Origin of the sequence: Acinetobacter sp. V89_7, assembly GCF_029967895.1 — a bacterium.
In the GTDB taxonomy this organism is placed as follows: Bacteria; Pseudomonadota; Gammaproteobacteria; order Pseudomonadales; family Moraxellaceae; genus Acinetobacter; species Acinetobacter soli.
In genome coordinates, this window is record NZ_JASCAJ010000032.1 from 197,367 (window position 1) to 215,337 (window position 17,971).

At 45.2% G+C, this 17,971-nt stretch carries 11 protein-coding genes and 2 tRNA genes; 8 read left to right on the forward strand and 5 right to left on the reverse strand.

Going from position 1 to position 17,971, the window contains the following annotated elements:
- Positions 1-62: 62 nt before the first annotated feature.
- Together ptsP and katG are read left to right on the forward strand one after the other, a co-directional pair.
- The gene (ptsP, locus tag QLG00_RS13665) at positions 63-2,357 is read left to right on the forward strand and encodes a phosphoenolpyruvate--protein phosphotransferase (protein WP_004943835.1); all 2,295 of its coding nucleotides are present in this window, start codon (positions 63-65) and stop codon (positions 2,355-2,357) included.
- Between the two features lie 387 nt (positions 2,358-2,744).
- Positions 2,745-4,925 (forward strand): catalase/peroxidase HPI, encoded by a 2,181-nt coding sequence (katG, locus tag QLG00_RS13670; protein WP_004932675.1) that lies wholly within the window; start codon positions 2,745-2,747, stop codon positions 4,923-4,925.
- Positions 4,926-4,976: 51 nt separating this feature from the next.
- Here the strand turns inward: katG and QLG00_RS13675 are convergent, their stop codons facing one another.
- Positions 4,977-6,029, reverse strand: coding sequence for an MBL fold metallo-hydrolase (locus QLG00_RS13675; protein ID WP_282471213.1), 1,053 nt, complete (start codon positions 6,027-6,029; stop codon positions 4,977-4,979).
- Between the two features lie 679 nt (positions 6,030-6,708).
- On the opposite strand from QLG00_RS13675, the gene hcaR reads away from it, so the two are divergent.
- Both hcaR and QLG00_RS13685 read left to right on the forward strand, forming a co-directional pair.
- Positions 6,709-7,623, forward strand: coding sequence for a DNA-binding transcriptional regulator HcaR (gene hcaR, locus QLG00_RS13680; protein ID WP_025095342.1), 915 nt, complete (start codon positions 6,709-6,711; stop codon positions 7,621-7,623).
- 95 nt (positions 7,624-7,718) lie between these two features.
- A complete protein-coding gene (locus QLG00_RS13685; protein WP_004932667.1) occupies positions 7,719-8,393 on the forward strand; it encodes a DUF1345 domain-containing protein in 675 nt (224 codons plus the stop codon).
- Positions 8,394-8,441: 48 nt separating this feature from the next.
- Here the strand turns inward: QLG00_RS13685 and QLG00_RS13690 are convergent, their stop codons facing one another.
- The 4 genes from QLG00_RS13690 to QLG00_RS13705 all read right to left on the reverse strand — a co-directional run bounded on the left by QLG00_RS13690 (position 8,442) and on the right by QLG00_RS13705 (position 11,459).
- A complete protein-coding gene (locus tag QLG00_RS13690; protein ID WP_055414466.1) occupies positions 8,442-9,047 on the reverse strand; it encodes a glutathione S-transferase family protein in 606 nt (201 codons plus the stop codon).
- A gap of 50 nt (positions 9,048-9,097) precedes the next feature.
- Entirely contained in the window at positions 9,098-9,793 is a 696-nt protein-coding gene (locus QLG00_RS13695; RefSeq protein ID WP_282471214.1) for a YafY family protein, read from the reverse strand.
- Between the two features lie 71 nt (positions 9,794-9,864).
- Positions 9,865-10,530 (reverse strand): HAD-IA family hydrolase, encoded by a 666-nt coding sequence (locus QLG00_RS13700; RefSeq protein ID WP_025095340.1) that lies wholly within the window; start codon positions 10,528-10,530, stop codon positions 9,865-9,867.
- Positions 10,527-11,459: an RluA family pseudouridine synthase gene (locus QLG00_RS13705; protein WP_088458957.1), complete on the reverse strand. Its 933-nt coding sequence runs from the start codon at positions 11,457-11,459 to the stop codon at positions 10,527-10,529. The genes QLG00_RS13700 and QLG00_RS13705 overlap by 4 nt, the downstream gene beginning before the upstream one ends.
- Before the next feature lie 731 nt (positions 11,460-12,190).
- Here QLG00_RS13705 and QLG00_RS13710 point away from each other — a divergent pair.
- The 4 genes from QLG00_RS13710 to QLG00_RS13725 all read left to right on the forward strand — a co-directional run bounded on the left by QLG00_RS13710 (position 12,191) and on the right by QLG00_RS13725 (position 17,969).
- Positions 12,191-15,565, forward strand: a complete 3,375-nt coding sequence (locus QLG00_RS13710) for an Rne/Rng family ribonuclease (protein ID WP_282471215.1) — start codon at positions 12,191-12,193, stop codon at positions 15,563-15,565.
- Between the two features lie 184 nt (positions 15,566-15,749).
- Positions 15,750-17,591, forward strand: coding sequence for a long-chain-acyl-CoA synthetase (locus tag QLG00_RS13715; protein WP_149929767.1), 1,842 nt, complete (start codon positions 15,750-15,752; stop codon positions 17,589-17,591).
- Between the two features lie 120 nt (positions 17,592-17,711).
- Positions 17,712-17,787: transfer RNA gene (locus QLG00_RS13720), tRNA-Lys, on the forward strand.
- Between the two features lie 109 nt (positions 17,788-17,896).
- Positions 17,897-17,969, forward strand: a tRNA-Lys gene (locus QLG00_RS13725).
- The last annotated feature ends 2 nt before the right edge of the window (positions 17,970-17,971 follow it).

The following is a 17,971-nucleotide window of genomic DNA, read 5'->3' on the forward strand; positions in this document are numbered from 1 at the left end:
TTTTTTGGCGAGTGCTGTTATAACATCACTATGAAGAATTAAAAATTTTGGAGTAAGCATCCATGTCAAACATGCAACTTGACACCTTAAGACGCATTGTTCAGGAGATCAATTCGTCTGTAAGTTTGCATGATTCGCTCGACATTATGGTCAACCATGTGGCGGAAGCGATGAAAGTGGATGTTTGCTCAATTTATTTGCTTGACGAACGCAACCAGCGTTATTTGCTGATGGCCTCTAAAGGGCTTAATCCCGAAGCTGTGGGGCATGTTTCCTTGCAACTCAGTGAAGGTCTGGTTGGCCTTGTGGGTCAGCGCGAAGAAATCGTCAATTTGGAAAATGCCTCCAAACACGAGCGCTTTGCCTACCTACCCGAGACAGGCGAAGAAATTTACAACTCGTTTCTGGGTGTACCCGTCATGTATCGCCGTAAGGTGATGGGCGTACTGGTGGTACAAAATAAGCAACCACAAGATTTTAGTGAAGCAGCCGAATCCTTTTTGGTGACGCTGTGCGCTCAGCTCTCAGGTGTCATCGCACATGCACATGCGGTGGGCAACATCGATGTATTTCGTAAGCCAAGTAATGGGCCAGCCTACAAAACCTTTCAGGGCGTATCAGGTGCTGGCGGAATTGCGCTGGGCCGTGCTTACGTTTTATACCCGCCTGCCGATCTGGCATCGGTTCCAGATCGCGAAGCCGATGATATCAGTGATGAATTACATTTGCTCGATCAAGCGGTGAGTTCGGTACGTACCGAAATTCAGCAGCTTGACGAAAAAATGCAAGACTCCTTAATGTCGGAAGAACGCGCGCTATTTAGTGTGTTTTTACGCATGCTGGATGAGAATGCGCTTCCTGCCGAAATTAAAGAATTGATTCGCGCCGGTAACTGGGCACAAGGTGCCGTGCGTCGTGTCATCGACAAGCACATCACCCTATTTGCACAAATGGAAGACGATTACCTGCGTGAGCGCGTGTCAGATTTAAAAGATCTAGGACGGCGTATTCTGGCCTCACTGCAAGAAGCAGATTCCAGCCATAAAGATTTAAGCCCCGACAGTATTTTAATTGGAGAAGAAATCAGTACTGCTGCACTGGTTGAACTGTCGGTCGATAATATTGCCGCGATTGTCACCACAGAAGGTGCTGCCAATTCGCATATGGTGATTGTGGCACGCGCGCTGGGTATTCCAACTGTTGTTGGCGTGACCGAGCTCCCCATCAACACCCTTGATGATGCAGAAATGATTGTCGATGCCTATCAAGGGCGGATCTTTATCAACCCACCTAGACGTCTGCGTCAGCGCTATAAAGAAATTCAAAAAGAAGAAGAGCAAATTGCCAAAGACCTCAAGCAATACGAAACACGTGATGCCGTTACCCCCGACGGTGTTGCAGTCAAGCTGTATGTCAATACTGGCCTGATGATTGACGTGGTACGCGGCGTTCAGCGTGGGGCCAAGGGTGTGGGACTCTATCGCAGCGAAATTCCGTTTATGTTGCGTGAACGCTTTCCGGGCGAAGAAGAACAACGGGCCATTTATCGTCAGCAATTGAGTCATTTTGCCAACAAGCCCGTCATCATGCGTACGCTGGATATTGGTGCTGACAAAGACTTGCCTTATTTTAGTATTGAAGAAGAAAATTCGGCGCTGGGATGGCGTGGTCTACGCTTTACGCTGGATCATCCAGAAATTTTTTCCACTCAAGTGCGCGCGATGCTCAAGGCCAGCATTGGTTTAAACAATTTGCATATCTTGCTGCCCATGGTGACCAGCGTCAGCGAAGTCGAGGAAGTGTTGTATCTGTTAGAACGTGACTGGGTCGCGGTACAAGAAGAAGAACAGGTCAAAATTACCAAACCAAAACTCGGCATCATGGTCGAAGTTCCGAGTGTGTTACTGCAAATTGATGAGTTTGCCGAATTGGTCGACTTCTTTTCCGTAGGGTCAAACGATTTAATCCAGTACTTACTGGCAGTCGATCGCAACAATCCAAGGGTGTCGAGTGTATATTCACACTTTCATCCGTCCATTCTTCGCGCGCTGCAAAAACTGGTTAAGGAATGCCATCATCATGAGAAGCCCATCAGTATTTGTGGCGAAATGGCGGGCGATCCTTTATCGGCAATTTTATTGATGGCGATGGGATTCAATACCCTCTCCATGAGTTCGAGTAATATTTTGCGGGTGCGCAAAGCCATCTGTCACGTTTCAATGACCGATGCCGAGCAATTGCTCAATGAGGTCGTCAAAATGAATAACCCGCTCATGGTGAAAAGCTGGATGGAATACTACTTTAGAAATCATGGCCTTGGAGACATGGTCAAATCTAATCGATTGGTTTCCGTTTAAATGATGACCCTAGAGGGGCTAGCTAGCCCCTCTAGGGCAATAACGCCAAAGCGCACTACAAATCGGTGATACATCAACATATCGAATTAAATTAAACGGTCTTTTATAATCTAAAAAACAAATCAATTTAATGAATTTTATCTTTTTTACAAATCATTTAAATCATTTAAACTAATTTTAACAGCGAACACGCGTAATATATTTTGAGATCAGGAGCACAGCCATGCAGATTGATTCGAACACTCAAGCAGCATCAGAATTACTTAAGATTTTTTTAACCTGTCTTGGTGAACTGCCCCTTAATCATTAAAACGACATCATCAATTTCAATTTACTTTACCGAAAGCCACGACAAAGCAATAGCCAAAATCCAAGGAGTAAATCGCAATGAATACTGCAGCAACAGGAAAATGCCCTTTTACACATGGCGGTAATACTGGACAAAGCCAAAGTCCAACCGCATGGTGGCCAAACGCGCTTAATCTTGATGTTTTGCATCAACATGACCAAAAAACAGATCCGATGGATCCCGATTTCGATTATGCCAAAGCTTTTAAAGAACTGAATCTTGAAGAACTCAAACAAGATATTCGAAGCCTAATTTCGACCAGTCAAGACTGGTGGCCAGCCGACTGGGGTAGCTATATCGGTATGTTTGTACGTACCGCTTGGCACCTTGCAGGCTCATACCGTAAACAAGACGGACGTGGCGGCGCCAATACAGGCAACCAGCGCTTTGCGCCATTAAACAGCTGGCCAGATAACGTCAATACCGATAAAGGCCGCCGTTTGCTTTGGCCAATCAAACGTAAATATGGCAATAAAATTTCGTGGGGTGATCTGATCATTCTTGCGGGTACACTGGCCTATGAAGAAGCAGGCCTTAAAACCTTCGGTTTCGCTGGAGGTCGTAAAGAAATCTGGCACCCAGAAAAAGATGTGTACTGGGGCAGCGAGAAAAAATGGTTAGACGCAACCCGTAATCGCTATTCAGATGATCAAGACCGTGAATCGCTTGAAAATCCACTTGCAGCGGTACAGATGGGTTTGATTTATGTCAACCCGGAAGGTGTGGATGGCAATCCAGATCCGTTACGTACTGCACATGACATGCGTGTGACTTTTGACCGCATGGGCATGGACGACGAAGAAACCGTTGCGCTGACCGCTGGTGGTCATACCGTGGGGAAATGTCATGGTAACGGACGTGCCGAAAAACTTGGTGCAGAAGTGGAAGGTGCAGATGTTGAATTCCAAGGTTTAGGCTGGTTTAACCCAGAAGGCTCTGGAAATGCAGGCAACACCATGGCCAGTGGTATCGAAGGCGCGTGGACGACGCACCCCACCAAATGGGATAACGAATACTTCTACTTGCTTTTAACCTACGACTGGGAACTTCGTAAAAGCCCAGCAGGTGCATGGCAATGGGAACCGGTTACGATCAAAGAAGAAGACATGCCGATTGATGCGCATGATCCAAGCGTTCGACGTAACCCGATTATGACTGATGCCGATATGGCACTCAAAATTGATCCAGAGTACCGTAAAATTTCGGAACGTTTCTATCAAGATCCGGCCTACTTCTCTGATGTGTTTGCTCGTGCATGGTTTAAGCTTACACACCGTGATATGGGACCAAAGAGCCGTTACCTTGGCCCAGATGTACCGCAAGAGGATTTAATCTGGCAAGATCCAATTCCGAGCGTAGATTACACCTTAACTGATGCCGAGATTGAATCGCTTAAACGCCAAATACTCGATAGCGGCTTGACTCGTGTGGAATTGATTACCACGGCGTGGGACAGTGCCCGTACTTATCGTGGTTCAGATTATCGTGGGGGTGCCAACGGTGCGCGTATTCGTCTTGAACCACAAAAAGACTGGGTGGGCAATGAGCCTGAACGCTTGCAAAAAGTGTTGGGTGTACTTGAGTCGATTCAGGCTTCGTTTGAAAAACCTGTGAGTATTGCCGATCTGATTGTTCTCGGTGGAACAGCCGCTGTGGAGCAAGCTGCTCGCGCCGCAGGTGTGAATATTACCGTGCCATTTGCACCGGGACGCGGTGATGCAACACAGGAACAAACCGATGTGTATTCTTTTGAATCGCTTGAGCCTGTGCATGATGGTTTTAGAAACTGGCAAAAACAGCACTTCGAGACGACTCCTGAAGAACTATTGGTAGATCGCGCACAACTCCTCGGTCTAACCGCACACGAAATGACGGTGCTGGTGGGTGGATTACGTGTCTTGGGTGCAAACTACGGCAACAATCCGCAGGGCGTCTTGACAGATCGCGTGGGTGTATTGAGTAACGATTTCTTCGTCAACTTAACCGATATGGCCTACACATGGAAACCAACGGGTCGCAACTCTTACGATATTGTAGATCGTACAACAGGAGCAACCAAATGGACTGCGAGCCGTGTAGATTTAGTGTTTGGTTCAAACTCGATCTTACGCTCATATGCAGAGGTTTATGCGCAAGATGATAACCGTGACAAATTTGTCCATGATTTCGTCAAAGCTTGGGTGAAAGTCATGAACGCCGATCGTTACGATCTGGTATAAGCCTCCAAAAGAAAAAGAGCCGATATCGGCTCTTTTTTTATAATTCGGGTTTTACACAGTGAGTTTATGCCCTTCACGCAAACAGTAAAACGGATTCACCAATTTAGATGACGTCTTGAGCAAATGCGTGAGTTCCCGCTCTGGCTCATCTCGGCCTTCATCGGTTAGCTGAAAGGTTCGATGATGAATCGCAACCGAGCGCTGTGCGTGTAAATCCAAATGCGCATGCAATGCATCTTGCGGGTTCATGTGTACATATTGCATGAGCTCACGGGGCTCGTACGCACCTATCGGCAAGAGTGCAATTCGGGGTGCACCAAAACGCTCATAGATTTCTTTAAAATGCGGTGAGTAGCCTGTATCCCCTGCAAAAAAAGCATGATCATCTGCACCGAGAATTGAAAAACCTCCCCACAAGGCTTTGCCCTGATCACGTAGACCACGGCCTGATCCATGCTGTGCAGGCGTATAGGCAATGGTAAGATCATGAAAAGGAATCATCTGCCACCAATCCATCTCAATCACATGATACTGCTTGGGCAAGTAATACTGATTGCCCAGTCCAGTATAAATCGGCATGGCAAACTTTTTATGTAACCATTCTAAAGTGGCCAAATCCATATGATCGTAATGATTATGACTGAGCAAAACAGCATGAATCGTGGGCAAATGCTCAAGGGCGATACCAGCAGGACACACGCGTCGTGGACCTCGCCCTTGTTGCGGACTGGCGTATTCACACCACACAGGGTCGGTGATGAGATTATATGGCCCGATTTGCAACAATACAGTCGCGTGCCCGACAAACCAGATCTGCCAGTCATCTAGTTCGGCATGCGGTCGATTTTGTGGCATCGCCGCCGGCATATTGAGCCGTGCATCAAATTCACGCTGAATATCGACATCCCATGTATACGATTCACGCGTCATTAACCAGCGCAGTAATTCGGTTGAACCACGTGCTGAGGAATGCTTCACTTGATTATAAAAACGTGAATGTCCGGCCTGTACAGAATCTAAATAATGAAAAGAAGGCTTACTCCATGTATGCGTTAAACAAGATTTAGTCGGCAATTGATAGGTTAATGTCGGCTTCTCTTTCATAGGGTAATTTTAGTCATCATCTTGTGGTCAAATAAACGTATGCATCAGACATGTTCTTCATTTAACGTAAGCCACGACTCGTCTCCATTTTTTGTAAAACTGTTCATGCTATCTTGGTTGCTTACAGCGTGTATGACAACCTTTCTTAGAGTGCCAGATTTTCTCAAGAAGTTTGTTGCGTTTATGCGTCAATCGTCTTTGCTTTTCAAAGTTTTATGGCTGTGCAATTCAAGAGCAATCTCGACCAGACCCTATGCAATAGGACGGCTTAAGCAAAACTCAAAAACCTACCACCGATAAGCAGAGTAAACTGCTTGGAGGTCTTGAGCAACAGATAATGTATCATTCCACTATTCTTGCGTCCTAGCTTTAAATACCCTACCGTTTTCAGCAGAAGATTTGAAACAAAGCAAGAAATAAACCAGTTTTACACTGCAATATGATTAAGCACGATATTGGTGCAATATATTCATTTTTGTGGTGAGATTGATTCATTTTTTTTATACAATTGATTCATATATTTTATAAATAAATCAAAATACTATTTTTATATTGAATTAATAATGAGCTTAAAAATACTATTTATTTTATAAATGGCTAAAGCATTTTTTACACGTGTCCTATTCATTTAATATCCTTTAGACTTATGTTTATAAGACTTTTTTTGGATTAGTTTTTTGTGGAATTGCGACATCTTCGATATTTTGTCACTGTGGCTGAAGAATTAAATTTTAGTAAAGCTGCATTGAAACTCTATACTGCTCAACCCTCTTTAAGTCAGCAAATCAAAGATTTGGAAGTTGATGTAGGGGTTCAACTGCTGTATCGAACCAAACGTAAAGTCGAACTCACCGAAGAAGGTGCTGTTTTTCTGGAACAGGCACGCCTGACTTTGGCTCAAGCTGAAAAAGCCGTCATGATGGCCCGTCAAGTCTCGTATGCCAAACAGCAAGCGCTGAGAGTCGGCTTTGTTCCTGTTGCTGAAGTCAAAATCTTTCCGCATATTTTGCCTAACTTTCGCTTTCATCATCCTGATATTCGTATTGATCTGTCGAGTTTAGGCAATGATGAACAAATTAAAGCGCTTAAAAAGGGCGAGTTGGATGTCTGTTTTATTCGTGATCGTCTGCAAAATGATAATGACTTTACGACCGAGCATGTGCTACGAGAGTCATTGATTTTTATTTTGCCAGCCCATCATCCATTGGCCAAACTCGAACGTATTCCCCTGTCTGCACTTCATCAACTCGACTTGGTGATTGCCGAGTCGAGTCAATCCAGAGTCTTACATGAGCTAATTTTGAAGTTTGCAAAACAGCATGGCATTCAATTTAATCTGGTTGAACATGCAGACAGTTTGCTGGCCAACATCAATGGTGTTGCGCAAGGTCGCGGGTGTAGTTTAGTCCCCGATTACGTGGCCAGTTTGTTACCTGAAACATGTGTGACGCGTCCACTGGAAATCGATCTTCCTCATTTAGATTTATACCTATGTTATAACAGCTCAAGCAAGTCGACATTGGTTCAATCGTTTCGTGATATGCTCGCCAAATGGGAACGTACTGTGCATGATGAATGTATCACTGAGCATTAAAATCAACCATTTGAGCCAGCATACATAATACCTGTCGGCTCAATTCAATCGTTTCTCTATAAAAATAAAAGCCTTGGAAAAGGAAACGAAAACATATGAACAGATTCTTTTTTCGTCTTGGGCACAGTATTTCATCCCGTCCACATTTTTTTATCTCTTTGGGCATCGGTGTAGTGATTGGTACGCTATTGTCATGGCAAACTGATTCACACTGGTCCACTGTCGTGCTGATTAGCTGGAATATTGCTGTAACGATTTATCTGGCGCATGTGATGGGTCTGATTGGTCAAATGGATACTAAAACCATGCAACAGCAGGCTAAGCGTCAGGATGAAAGTAAATGGGTCATCATGCTCTTGGTGCTGCTGGCACTGTTGATGTGTATGATTGCAATCGTCGTACAACTCTCGATGATGTCCAAAAACAGTCCATACGAAATTGAGCATGTTATTTTGGCGCTGTTTACGATTATTTCGGCATGGCTGCTGATGCATACCGTGTTTGCGCTGCACTATGCCCACGATTTTTATATTGCACGCAGCAAAGGCAGTGCGGGAGGATTGGAATTTCCACAGACTCCCCACCCCACCTATGCCGATTTTTTATATTTTAGCTATATTATTGGCACATCCGCACAAACTGCAGATGTATCAATTACCTCGCGCAACATGCGTCTGCTCAATATCTTTCATGCATTTTTGGCATTTATTTTTAATACCAGCATCTTGGCAATTTGTATTAATGTGGCCGCAAGTTTTTTGTCGAATTAAATCGAAAAAGGAAAGTTATGATACTTTCCTTAATCGTGTAGATTAGTTTTAACTGGCAAAAATTGCATTGCTACGCTGTAAGCTTTCTCTTTGTCGGATCGTCATGAGATATTGTTCAATCGCAGGATCAGCTCTTAATTGTCCCATCTTTTGCTGCCACAGCAGCATCGCTCCAACACATATATCCGCGACGGTAAACTGTTTTCCACATAAATAAGGATTTGCTTCAGTTAATCCCTGAATAAGTGCCTGATAGGCATCTGTCTCATCACCGTAACTCATAAACATTTTTTGCTCAGGCTGAACTTGAATGTTTCGCATTTGATCTGTTGCCAAGGCTTCCCATGGCCCCGAAATAAAAAATAGCCAACGATAATAAAGACCGCGTTTAGGATCACCAAGAGCAGGCGCCAGATTCTTTTCAGGAAACTTATCTGCCAGATAAGCACAAATAGCAGCTAGCTCATAGATTACGACATGCTCATCAATCAGTACCGGCACCTTACCGAAGGGATTAAGTTTAAGATATTCAGGGGATTTCATACTGGTGTGATATTCCACCTCAACCCGCTCACACTCAATTCCAAGTTCGATCAGTAACCACTCGACCACCACACCACGTGATTCTTTATTGGTATAAAGTTGAAGACCCATCTCAATCACTCCTTTTTGATATTGTGGGTCCAGTGTAGAGCAGCGGATTGTCAGTTTTTGTCAGGAGTGACACATACTTCTTCAACCCACCATTGATGAAATAATTTCTGCTTAAACTGAGGATAGTGATCTTGACTCAACTGAAGCTGCCGAATTCGATCAATTCTAAAGTTTCGAAATGCTTGTCGTAACTCACACCAAGCCGCCAGCATAATTTTGTCGTTAAAATATCCCATCGCAAAAGGCCAGACTGTTCGCATACTTTCATTTTTGCGCTCGTCGGCATAGGCAAAGGTCACCTTCACCTGTAGACGAATTGCCATTCGAATCTGCTCAAGTATTTTTGTATCGACAGGTAGCCAAACATTAAAGGCTCTGAGTGGGGTCTGTTCTAAAAAATGCTGGCGATAAACAGGTAAGACTGAATTCAGTTTGCTAAGCACTGAAGATGATGCACTTTGCAACGCGTCGTCAGGGATGCTTTTAAGCCAGTGTAACGCCAAAAAAACGGCTTCTATTTCAGTTTCATCCAATGTAATCGGAGGGAGAAAGAAATCTTCCTTCAACTGAAATCCGATGCCTGCACATGCATCAATTCGTACACCCTGCTGTCTTAATGTTTCGATATCTCGATAGACACTACGCTGACTAATGCCAAGTTGTGTTGCCAACGCATGCGAGGTCACTGGATATTTGGCTTCTCTTAGGTGCTGTAGCAAATTTAATAATCGAATTGAACGGCTCATCTGAACCTCTAGATTTTTATTAGAGAGAAACCTCAACAGGTTTCTCAGTTATTTTTATTTTAAAGGATGATCTAAGCAGGCATCTTCTGTTGCAGTATTTGCTTTAAAAAGTGATGCAATTCCGGCACGCTCTTCACAATGGTCAAAGGCGCATAACGCGCTAAAACCTGAGGATCATGCACACCGTAACTCACACCAATACGCGGCATATCGATGTTCATGGCCATCTCAAGATCATAGCTGCTATCGCCAACCATAATGGCATTTTTTGCCTCGACTTCTGTAACCTGCAAAATCTCTTCCAGCATGCGTGGATGAGGTTTAGACATGGTTTCACTTGCCGCACGAGTGATATCAAAAATATGATGACTTTGCGTTTTGGTCAGCACGCGATCTAAGCCACGGCGGTTTTTACCTGTTGCCACCGCAAGCTTCATCCCCATGGCTTTTAAGTCATGCAGCAACTCGGCAACGCCATCAAACCATGCATCATGCGTGGAATGTTGCACATAATGTTCGCCATAAGCCATCACAATTTGCTCATGCAAATGTGGAACCTGCGGAAAAAGCGTCTGCATCACTTCGGGTAAGCCTAAACCAATCACTCCTTGTGCCGCCTCATGCGTAAGGGGTTGCTCAAAGCGTTGCGCTGCAAATTGTAAACTTGCAACAATTTGGCCAACTGAATTAAATAAAGTGCCGTCCCAGTCAAAAATAATCAGTTCTGGACGATTCATTTACGTGCTCTCAACTGTGCCACAACGCTTTGAATATCCTCTGGCAGTGCCGCTTCAATCACAGGATAGCCCGGAATTTCAAGACGCATCGCATGCAGGCACAGACGGCGTGCTTCAGGCCCTGTATAAGGTGTTTGATGGCCGTATTTATCGTCACCCACTAAAGGATGACCGATACTCAAGCCATGTACGCGAATTTGATGGGTGCGCCCTGAAAGTGGTGATGCATAAACCAGTGTTGCATCTTTAAAACGCTCAGCGACCACCCAGTTGGTTTTACTTGGCTTACCTTCTTTCGACACTCTCACACGGCGTTCACCATTTGCCAGTTCATAACGCAACAGCGGCGCATCAATCAACTGTCGATCAAGACTGACATTCCCTTTCACGAGTGCTGCGTAGGTTTTTGCAATTTTGTGTTCGCGTAATAAATCCTGCAACAGCTTAAGCGTGCTGCGCTTTTTACTGATCATAACCAAACCCGAAGTGTCACGGTCAATTCGGTGAATCAATTCTAGATATTTTTTTCCAGTAGCCGCTCGCATGGCCTCAATCAGACCGTATGCCACACCGCTTCCGCCATGTACGGCGATCCCCGATGGTTTATTCACCACCAATAAACCATCATCTTCATACACCACGCGGCTGAGCAGGCTTTTGGCAACCTGATCGCTGACTGGCGCATCGCTTTCATCTTTTTGTTCGTAGCGAATCGGGGCAACTCGAATCTGATCGCCAATACTCAGTTTACTTTCCGCTTTAATTCGTTTTTTATTGACTCGCACCTGCCCTTCACGAATCAGACGATAGATACGACTTTTGGGTACACCTTTTAAACGGGAAAATAAAAAGTTATCGATGCGCTGACCGGCCTGATGTTCGTCTACCTCAAACCAGGTGACGCTTTGCCATTGTTGCGTAGAATTCATACAGTAATTAAAACCCGAAAAAGATGAAATTTGAATAAAAAATGACCGTTTAGCTACTTGATTTCACAAGAAACTTTCAATTAGCCCATAGGCAGATCGTGCAAGGTTTGATATAGTCAGCGCACGGATACCACCGTAAGTGAACAAAAAACGAAATAATTTCAACTCTGTTTGAAATGAATATTCGCTCAAGGCTTCACCAAAAGCTCGGACAGGTCCCAAAAGAATATGCCCACGCCGAAGGCTTATTATATCGGCAAAAAACAAACTGTCGCGTTTAATTGTGCATTTGCACAACAGTTTGTTTAAAGAAATATGTCGCCAACCCACACGTTGGTTATTAAACGTAAACTGATGCACATCAGATACATTGCGCCATGAGGGTTTTTTCAGGCTAAAGTGTTGATGTATTGGAACTGCCAAATAGCACTGATACGATGAACATTCCGTATCAAGACTTCATAAGAAGGATCTTCAAGCTCAGTGACAGTGAAAGTTATCATCCAATACACCGCTTACCCGCCAGTGAAGAAATTCAAGCACGTTGATTGCACCACAATCAATGCAGTATCGCCAACATCAAAACCGTTATTGAGCCGAAGCATTATGCACTAATCGGACGTCACGATCTGGACCACACTTGCTGAGTTCCAGTCCTGATACAAAGGATTGATGTTTGTGCAGCTGATCATCGCAGTGATCTGAGTGAGTCACTATTAGGTGTCACACCCATGAAACGTATGTTGATTAATGCAACTCACGCTGAAGAAGTCCGCGTTGCACTTATCACTGGTAATCGTCTTTACGATTTTGACTTAGAAAATCGTACCCGCGAACAAAAAAAATCAAACATCTATAAAGGTCATGTTACTCGCGTTGAGCCGTCTCTAGAGGCTGTTTTTGTCGAGTATGGCGCTCAGCGTCAGGGCTTTTTGTCGATGCGCGAAATTGCAAATTCGTATTTACACGCCGACCCGCGCCAAACTTCAAATATCCGTGAACTGATCACCGAAGGTACTGAACTTTTAGTTCAAGTCGAAAAAGAAGAGCGTGGTAATAAAGGCGCTGCACTCTCTACCTTTATTTCACTTGCTGGGCGTTATTTGGTGCTCATGCCAAACAATCCAAAAGGTGGCGGTATCAGCCGTCAAATTTCGGGTTCAGTACGTGAAGAACTCAAAGAAATGCTGGCATCACTGAATATGCCACGTGGTATGAGTGTGATTGTCCGTACAGCAGGGATTGGCCGTTCACAGGAAGAATTGCAACTGGATCTCCAACATCTTCTAGATTTGTGGAGCCAAATTCAAAGCACTTCAAGTTCTGGCCCATCACCAATGCTGGTTCACCAAGAAGCAGGTGTCGTCACACGTGCCATTCGTGATTACTTGCGTGATGATGTAGCTGAAATTTTGATTGATAGCGAGCAAGCCTATAACGAAGCCTACAACTTTGTAAAAGCAGTGATGCCGCGTCAGCTCGACAAACTCAAAACCTATACGCTCAATGAACCATTGTTTGCGCACTTTGCAATTGAAAGCCAGATTCAAACAGCTTACGAGCGTGAGGTGAAATTGCCTTCTGGTGGTTCGATCGTAATTGATCAAACCGAAGCGCTTGTATCAATCGATATCAACTCGGCCAAATCTACACGTGGTCATGATGTTGAAGAAACGGCGCTGAATACCAACCTAGAAGCTGCTGAAGAAATTGCGCGTCAATTGCGTTTACGCGACATTGGCGGTTTGGTCGTGATCGACTTTATTGACATGACCAAAGACCGTAACCAGCGTATGGTTGAAGCTAAATTACGTGAAGCTACGCAAAGTGATCGTGCGCGTATCCAATTTGGTCAGCTCTCACGCTTTGGTTTGATGGAAATGAGCCGTCAGCGCTTACGTCCGTCGCTTGAAGAAGCAACCGGTTATGTCTGCCCGCGTTGTCATGGCACCGGTATGGTACGTGATCTGCGTTCACTGTCACTTTCAATTATGCGTAAAGTCGAAGAGATTGCTTTGCGTGAACGTCATGGTGAAGTGCAGGTTGAAGTTCCAGTTGAAATCGCAGCATTTTTGCTAAACGAAAAACGTCATAGCTTGGTTTATCTTGAGCAGACGTCAGGTGTACGCGTGACGGTTCTACCTCACCCGCATCTTGAAACACCACATTATGAAATCCAGTACAACCCTGAAGGTTTTGCACCATCAAGCTACGAACGCACAGAAGCAACACGTTCTAGCGAAAAAGAGCTGGGTTATGAATCTTCAGGTTGGCATTTAGAAGAAGCTGAACACACTCATGCTGCTGCACCAGCGGTAGAGGCAGCAAAAACCAAGCAATCGCCGAAACAAGCCGCTCAAGTGGCTGCTGCACCACAAAAGTCAGCCAGCGCATGTGCTTGGCTTGAAAACTTGTTTGTTCAGAAACAAGCTCAAACCACAGACCAATCTCGTTCGGCACAAAATGCAGCCGCTGCGATTGAACAAATGGTCAACAACGGCGCAGTCAGCCGTGGTCAGTTTGGTCAGGTAAATCCAGCAGCCGTGCCAGCACAGACCGCTGCACCTGCGGCAGCACCAACGGCAAACAACGTCTATATGTCGCAGCCGCAAGCCAAACATGAGCCACGCGATTCCAACGAAAAAGACGAAAAACCACAGCAGCAGCGTCAAAACAACAAAAAGCGTAAGCACAAAGAGCATCGTGAACACCATGCCCCAGTGCAAGAAGCTTCACAACAAGTGCATGAAGAAACTGTGCAGTTGTCGCGTCAGGAACAACGTGACCTTAAACGCAATCAAAAGCGTCACCAACCTGAACAGCAACAGCATAACGAAACGTCACATGAAGAAACCCAACATGTGCCGCGTCGTGACCGCAATCAGCAACGTCCAAACCGCCCGAATCGTTATCGCGATCAAAGCGTATTAAATGAGGACAATGCACAGCCAAAAGCTGCACCTGCTGTTGCAGATGAGCGTCAGGTTCGTGTAGAACAGGTCGATGCACCGCGTGACGAGGTACTCGCAACCGCGCTAGTGATCAATGTCGACACTGCAAAAAGTGAAATTGTGGCCTTAAATGGTCAGCCTCAGCAGCCAAAACGTGATGCAGCAGCACCAGCAAAAGCACATCAGGCGAAAGCTGAGCACAAAGCACCGACTCAACCTGCAAAAGCGGAAGTGGCGCCCAAAGCGGATGTTCCAGCCACTGAAACCACAGACGTGGCTGAACCAGTCGCTGCATCTTCAGAAGTGAAACGCGCCAGCAATGATCCGCGTATGCGTCGTCGTCAACAACGTGGACAGCATCAGGCGAAAGTACAAGCACCGAAGATCACGCCATCTCAAGTGCCAACACTCGGTCAGTACACCATTAGCAGCCTGATCCGTCATGTGTATGGTGAAGACTGTACGGTTCTAATCGAACAGTTTGGTCTGGTACCCACCTTTAACCGTGCCTTAGTGAAATTCACTGAGCAATATGCCGCTACATTGGTGGTAGGCGAGTCTGAAGGTAAAGCTGAAGATAAAAAGCCAGTGACCCGTGATGCAGAGCTTCCAAACAATAAGCCTGTTGAAGAAGCTGAACCTGCAGCGGTTTTACCGCTCACACCACCGAAGGCTGATCTGAGCCGCGTTGCCAACGATCCGCGTGAGCGTCGTCGTTTGGCCAAGCAAGCTGCTGAGCAAGCGCATGTTCAAGCCAAGCAAGCGCAAGCTGCTGAGCAGGCACAAGCAGATGCACCGCAAACGGCAGAAGTCGTCGCACAATCTGCTACGACAGATGCGTCTGTAGCAGATGCTGCTCAAGAAACGCCAGCAACTGTCTCGGTAGAGGCGGTACCAGCAACAGAGCAAGCGACAGATGCGGCAGCAGACCCAGCACCTGTGGCCTCAGAGAATCAAGCAGCAGATGCTGTGCAAGCCTCGCTTCCTGAAATCGAGCAAGCAACACCAGTAAAAAAGGAACCGACCAAAGCCAAAGCAAACAAAGCACCGGCTAAGGCGTCTGAAAATACTGCCAATGCAGATCAGGACAAACCGGCCCGCCCTCGTCGTCCACGTGGTCGCCCACCGAAGAAAACCACCTCTAGTACCGAATGATTTGCATAATTGCAGATCATTAAAAGAAACCTAGTCATTTCGGTGACTAGGTTTTTTTTGATACTTTTGTGAGATTAGGTTGATTGCACTAGAACAAAGGCCGTAAAAGAACAGTTCTAGATGAAATTTTTTTCTGCAGATGCGTCACCATAATTGGATTGATCGAAAAATAAATAGGATGTATATGAGCCAGACCACACAGACTGATATTATTACGCTTGGGGCTGTTGCCGCGAAAATTCCACAATTGATTCCAAAGGTGCCACACCTTCTTCATGGACTCAAACAAGCCTATTTACGCACTTCTGCTTCGCCTGCGGGCCTCGGTATTGCTTTTGAAAAAGCCGTGAAGCGTAATCCGGATGGGGCTGCTTTACTATTTGAAGATGAGCGCTATACCTATCAAGAACTCAATGAGTGGGCCAATCAGATTGCGCATTACTATCTGTCATTGGGCGCGCGTAAAGGCGATGTGATCGCGGTCATGCTTGAAAACCGCTCTGAATTATTGGCCACCGTGATTGCACTGGCAAAGATTGGCGTGACAATTGCGTTGGTCAATACCTCACAAACAGGCAAGGTGCTCAGTCATAGTATTAATCTGGTCAAACCGATTGCATTAATTTTTGGTGATGAAGTACATCACTGTATTGATGAAATTCGTGCTGACTTAAATATCAATGAAGACCGTTTTCATTGGTTTGCCGATCAGGCCACACGTCAAGACGTGGGCACCGCACCGCACGGATATATCAATCTGGCTGAGCAAATTGACCATTTCCCAAAATTTAACCCACCCACGACCCATACCGTTCAAGGCAAAGATGGTCTGTTTTATATCTATACCTCAGGTACCACAGGATTACCCAAAGCAGTGATCTTTACCCATAGTCGCTGGACACTGGCCTATGGTACGTATGGGCATGTGCTTGATCTGAATCCCGACGATGTGATGTATGTAACGCTACCGCTCTACCATGCTACGGGCATTGTGGTGTGCTGGTGTGGCGTGATTGCAGGCAGTGCAACTTTGGCCTTACGTCGCAAATATTCGACCAGTGCATTCTGGAAAGATGTAAAAAAGTTTAATGCCTCTGCCATTGGTTACGTGGGAGAATTGTGTCGTTATCTCATGGATGCCCCTGCCACCGAGTTAGATCGGAGCCATCGCGTAACCAAAATGATTGGTAATGGTATGCGTCCGAATATTTGGGATAAATTCAAGCAACGCTTCGGTGTCGATGAAATTTTAGAGCTGTACGCATCAAGTGAAGGCAATGTCGGTTTTAGCAATATTTTTAATTTTGATAATACTGTCGGTTTTTCTCCAACGCCGTATGCCGTGATTGCATTTGATAAAGAGAAAAATGAGCCAATTCGCGACAAAGATGGATTTTGCCAGAAAGTAAAAACTGGTGAAGTGGGCTTGTTGGTCGGTAAAATTACCCGTCGTTCTCCTTTCGATGGATATACCGATCCAGAGAAAAACAAAGCCGTGATTTTAAAAAATGTGCTGAAAAAAGGCGATGCCTATTTCAATACGGGTGATTTGGTACGTGACATTGGCTTTCGTCATGCACAATTTGTTGATCGCTTGGGAGATACCTTCCGCTGGAAAGGTGAAAACGTCTCGACCACTGAAGTTGAAAATATGCTCTGCGAACATGATAAAATTGTCGAGGCCGTAGTATATGGTGTTGAAATTCCGCACACCAATGGCCGCGCGGGCATGGCGGCCATCACATTGGCGGACCATGCAGAACTGAATGATCAAGATTTGAGCCACATGGCAAGTACATTTAAAAAATGTCTGCCCGCCTATGCTGTTCCGGTTTTTTTACGTGTACAAGAAACCGTCGAAACAACGGGAACGTTCAAATATCAAAAGAACAAGCTCAAAGAACAGGCCTTTGATCCCAACAAAACCGAGGAAAGATTGCTGGTTTTATTACCTGGCGAATCGGCTTATTGTGATGTGACTAAAGACATTTTTGATAACATTCAGGCATATAAGTACCGTTTTTAGTTCATTTTTTAGCTAAACAAGAGGAAATCGTGCTTTTTATAAACAGTTATGCAATTGTTTTGAATTTTCCTCTTGTGTTAGCTGAATAACTTGCTACAATACGCTCCATCAAACGATACAGGGTCGTTAGCTCAGTTGGTAGAGCAGCGGACTTTTAATCCGTTGGTCCCGCGTTCGAGTCGCGGACGACCCACCACTTATTGTTTGATCTGATGAAAGAAGCCTAAATTACCAACTTCTTTCTTGTAAGATCAAGAAAACATCTGATCTTGCAATGTTTTTAAAGCCTTGCTTTAAAATACTCAGGGTCGTTAGCTCAGTTGGTAGAGCAGCGGACTTTTAATCCGTTGGTCCCGCGTTCGAGTCGCGGACGACCCACC

What these genes read in the sequence shown, in the direction of transcription:
- QLG00_RS13715 (WP_149929767.1), top strand. Translation starts at nt 15,750, where the DNA reads ATGAGCCAGACCACACAGACTGATATTATTACGCTTGGGGCTGTTGCC.
- QLG00_RS13705 (WP_088458957.1), bottom strand. Translation starts at nt 11,459, where the DNA reads ATGAATTCTACGCAACAATGGCAAAGCGTCACCTGGTTTGAGGTAGAC.
- QLG00_RS13690 (WP_055414466.1), bottom strand. Translation starts at nt 9,047, where the DNA reads ATGGGTCTTCAACTTTATACCAATAAAGAATCACGTGGTGTGGTGGTC.
- QLG00_RS13700 (WP_025095340.1), bottom strand. Translation starts at nt 10,530, where the DNA reads ATGAATCGTCCAGAACTGATTATTTTTGACTGGGACGGCACTTTATTT.
- QLG00_RS13695 (WP_282471214.1), bottom strand. Translation starts at nt 9,793, where the DNA reads ATGAGCCGTTCAATTCGATTATTAAATTTGCTACAGCACCTAAGAGAA.
- QLG00_RS13710 (WP_282471215.1), top strand. Translation starts at nt 12,191, where the DNA reads ATGAAACGTATGTTGATTAATGCAACTCACGCTGAAGAAGTCCGCGTT.
- QLG00_RS13685 (WP_004932667.1), top strand. Translation starts at nt 7,719, where the DNA reads ATGAACAGATTCTTTTTTCGTCTTGGGCACAGTATTTCATCCCGTCCA.
- QLG00_RS13675 (WP_282471213.1), bottom strand. Translation starts at nt 6,029, where the DNA reads ATGAAAGAGAAGCCGACATTAACCTATCAATTGCCGACTAAATCTTGT.
- ptsP (WP_004943835.1), top strand. Translation starts at nt 63, where the DNA reads ATGTCAAACATGCAACTTGACACCTTAAGACGCATTGTTCAGGAGATC.
- katG (WP_004932675.1), top strand. Translation starts at nt 2,745, where the DNA reads ATGAATACTGCAGCAACAGGAAAATGCCCTTTTACACATGGCGGTAAT.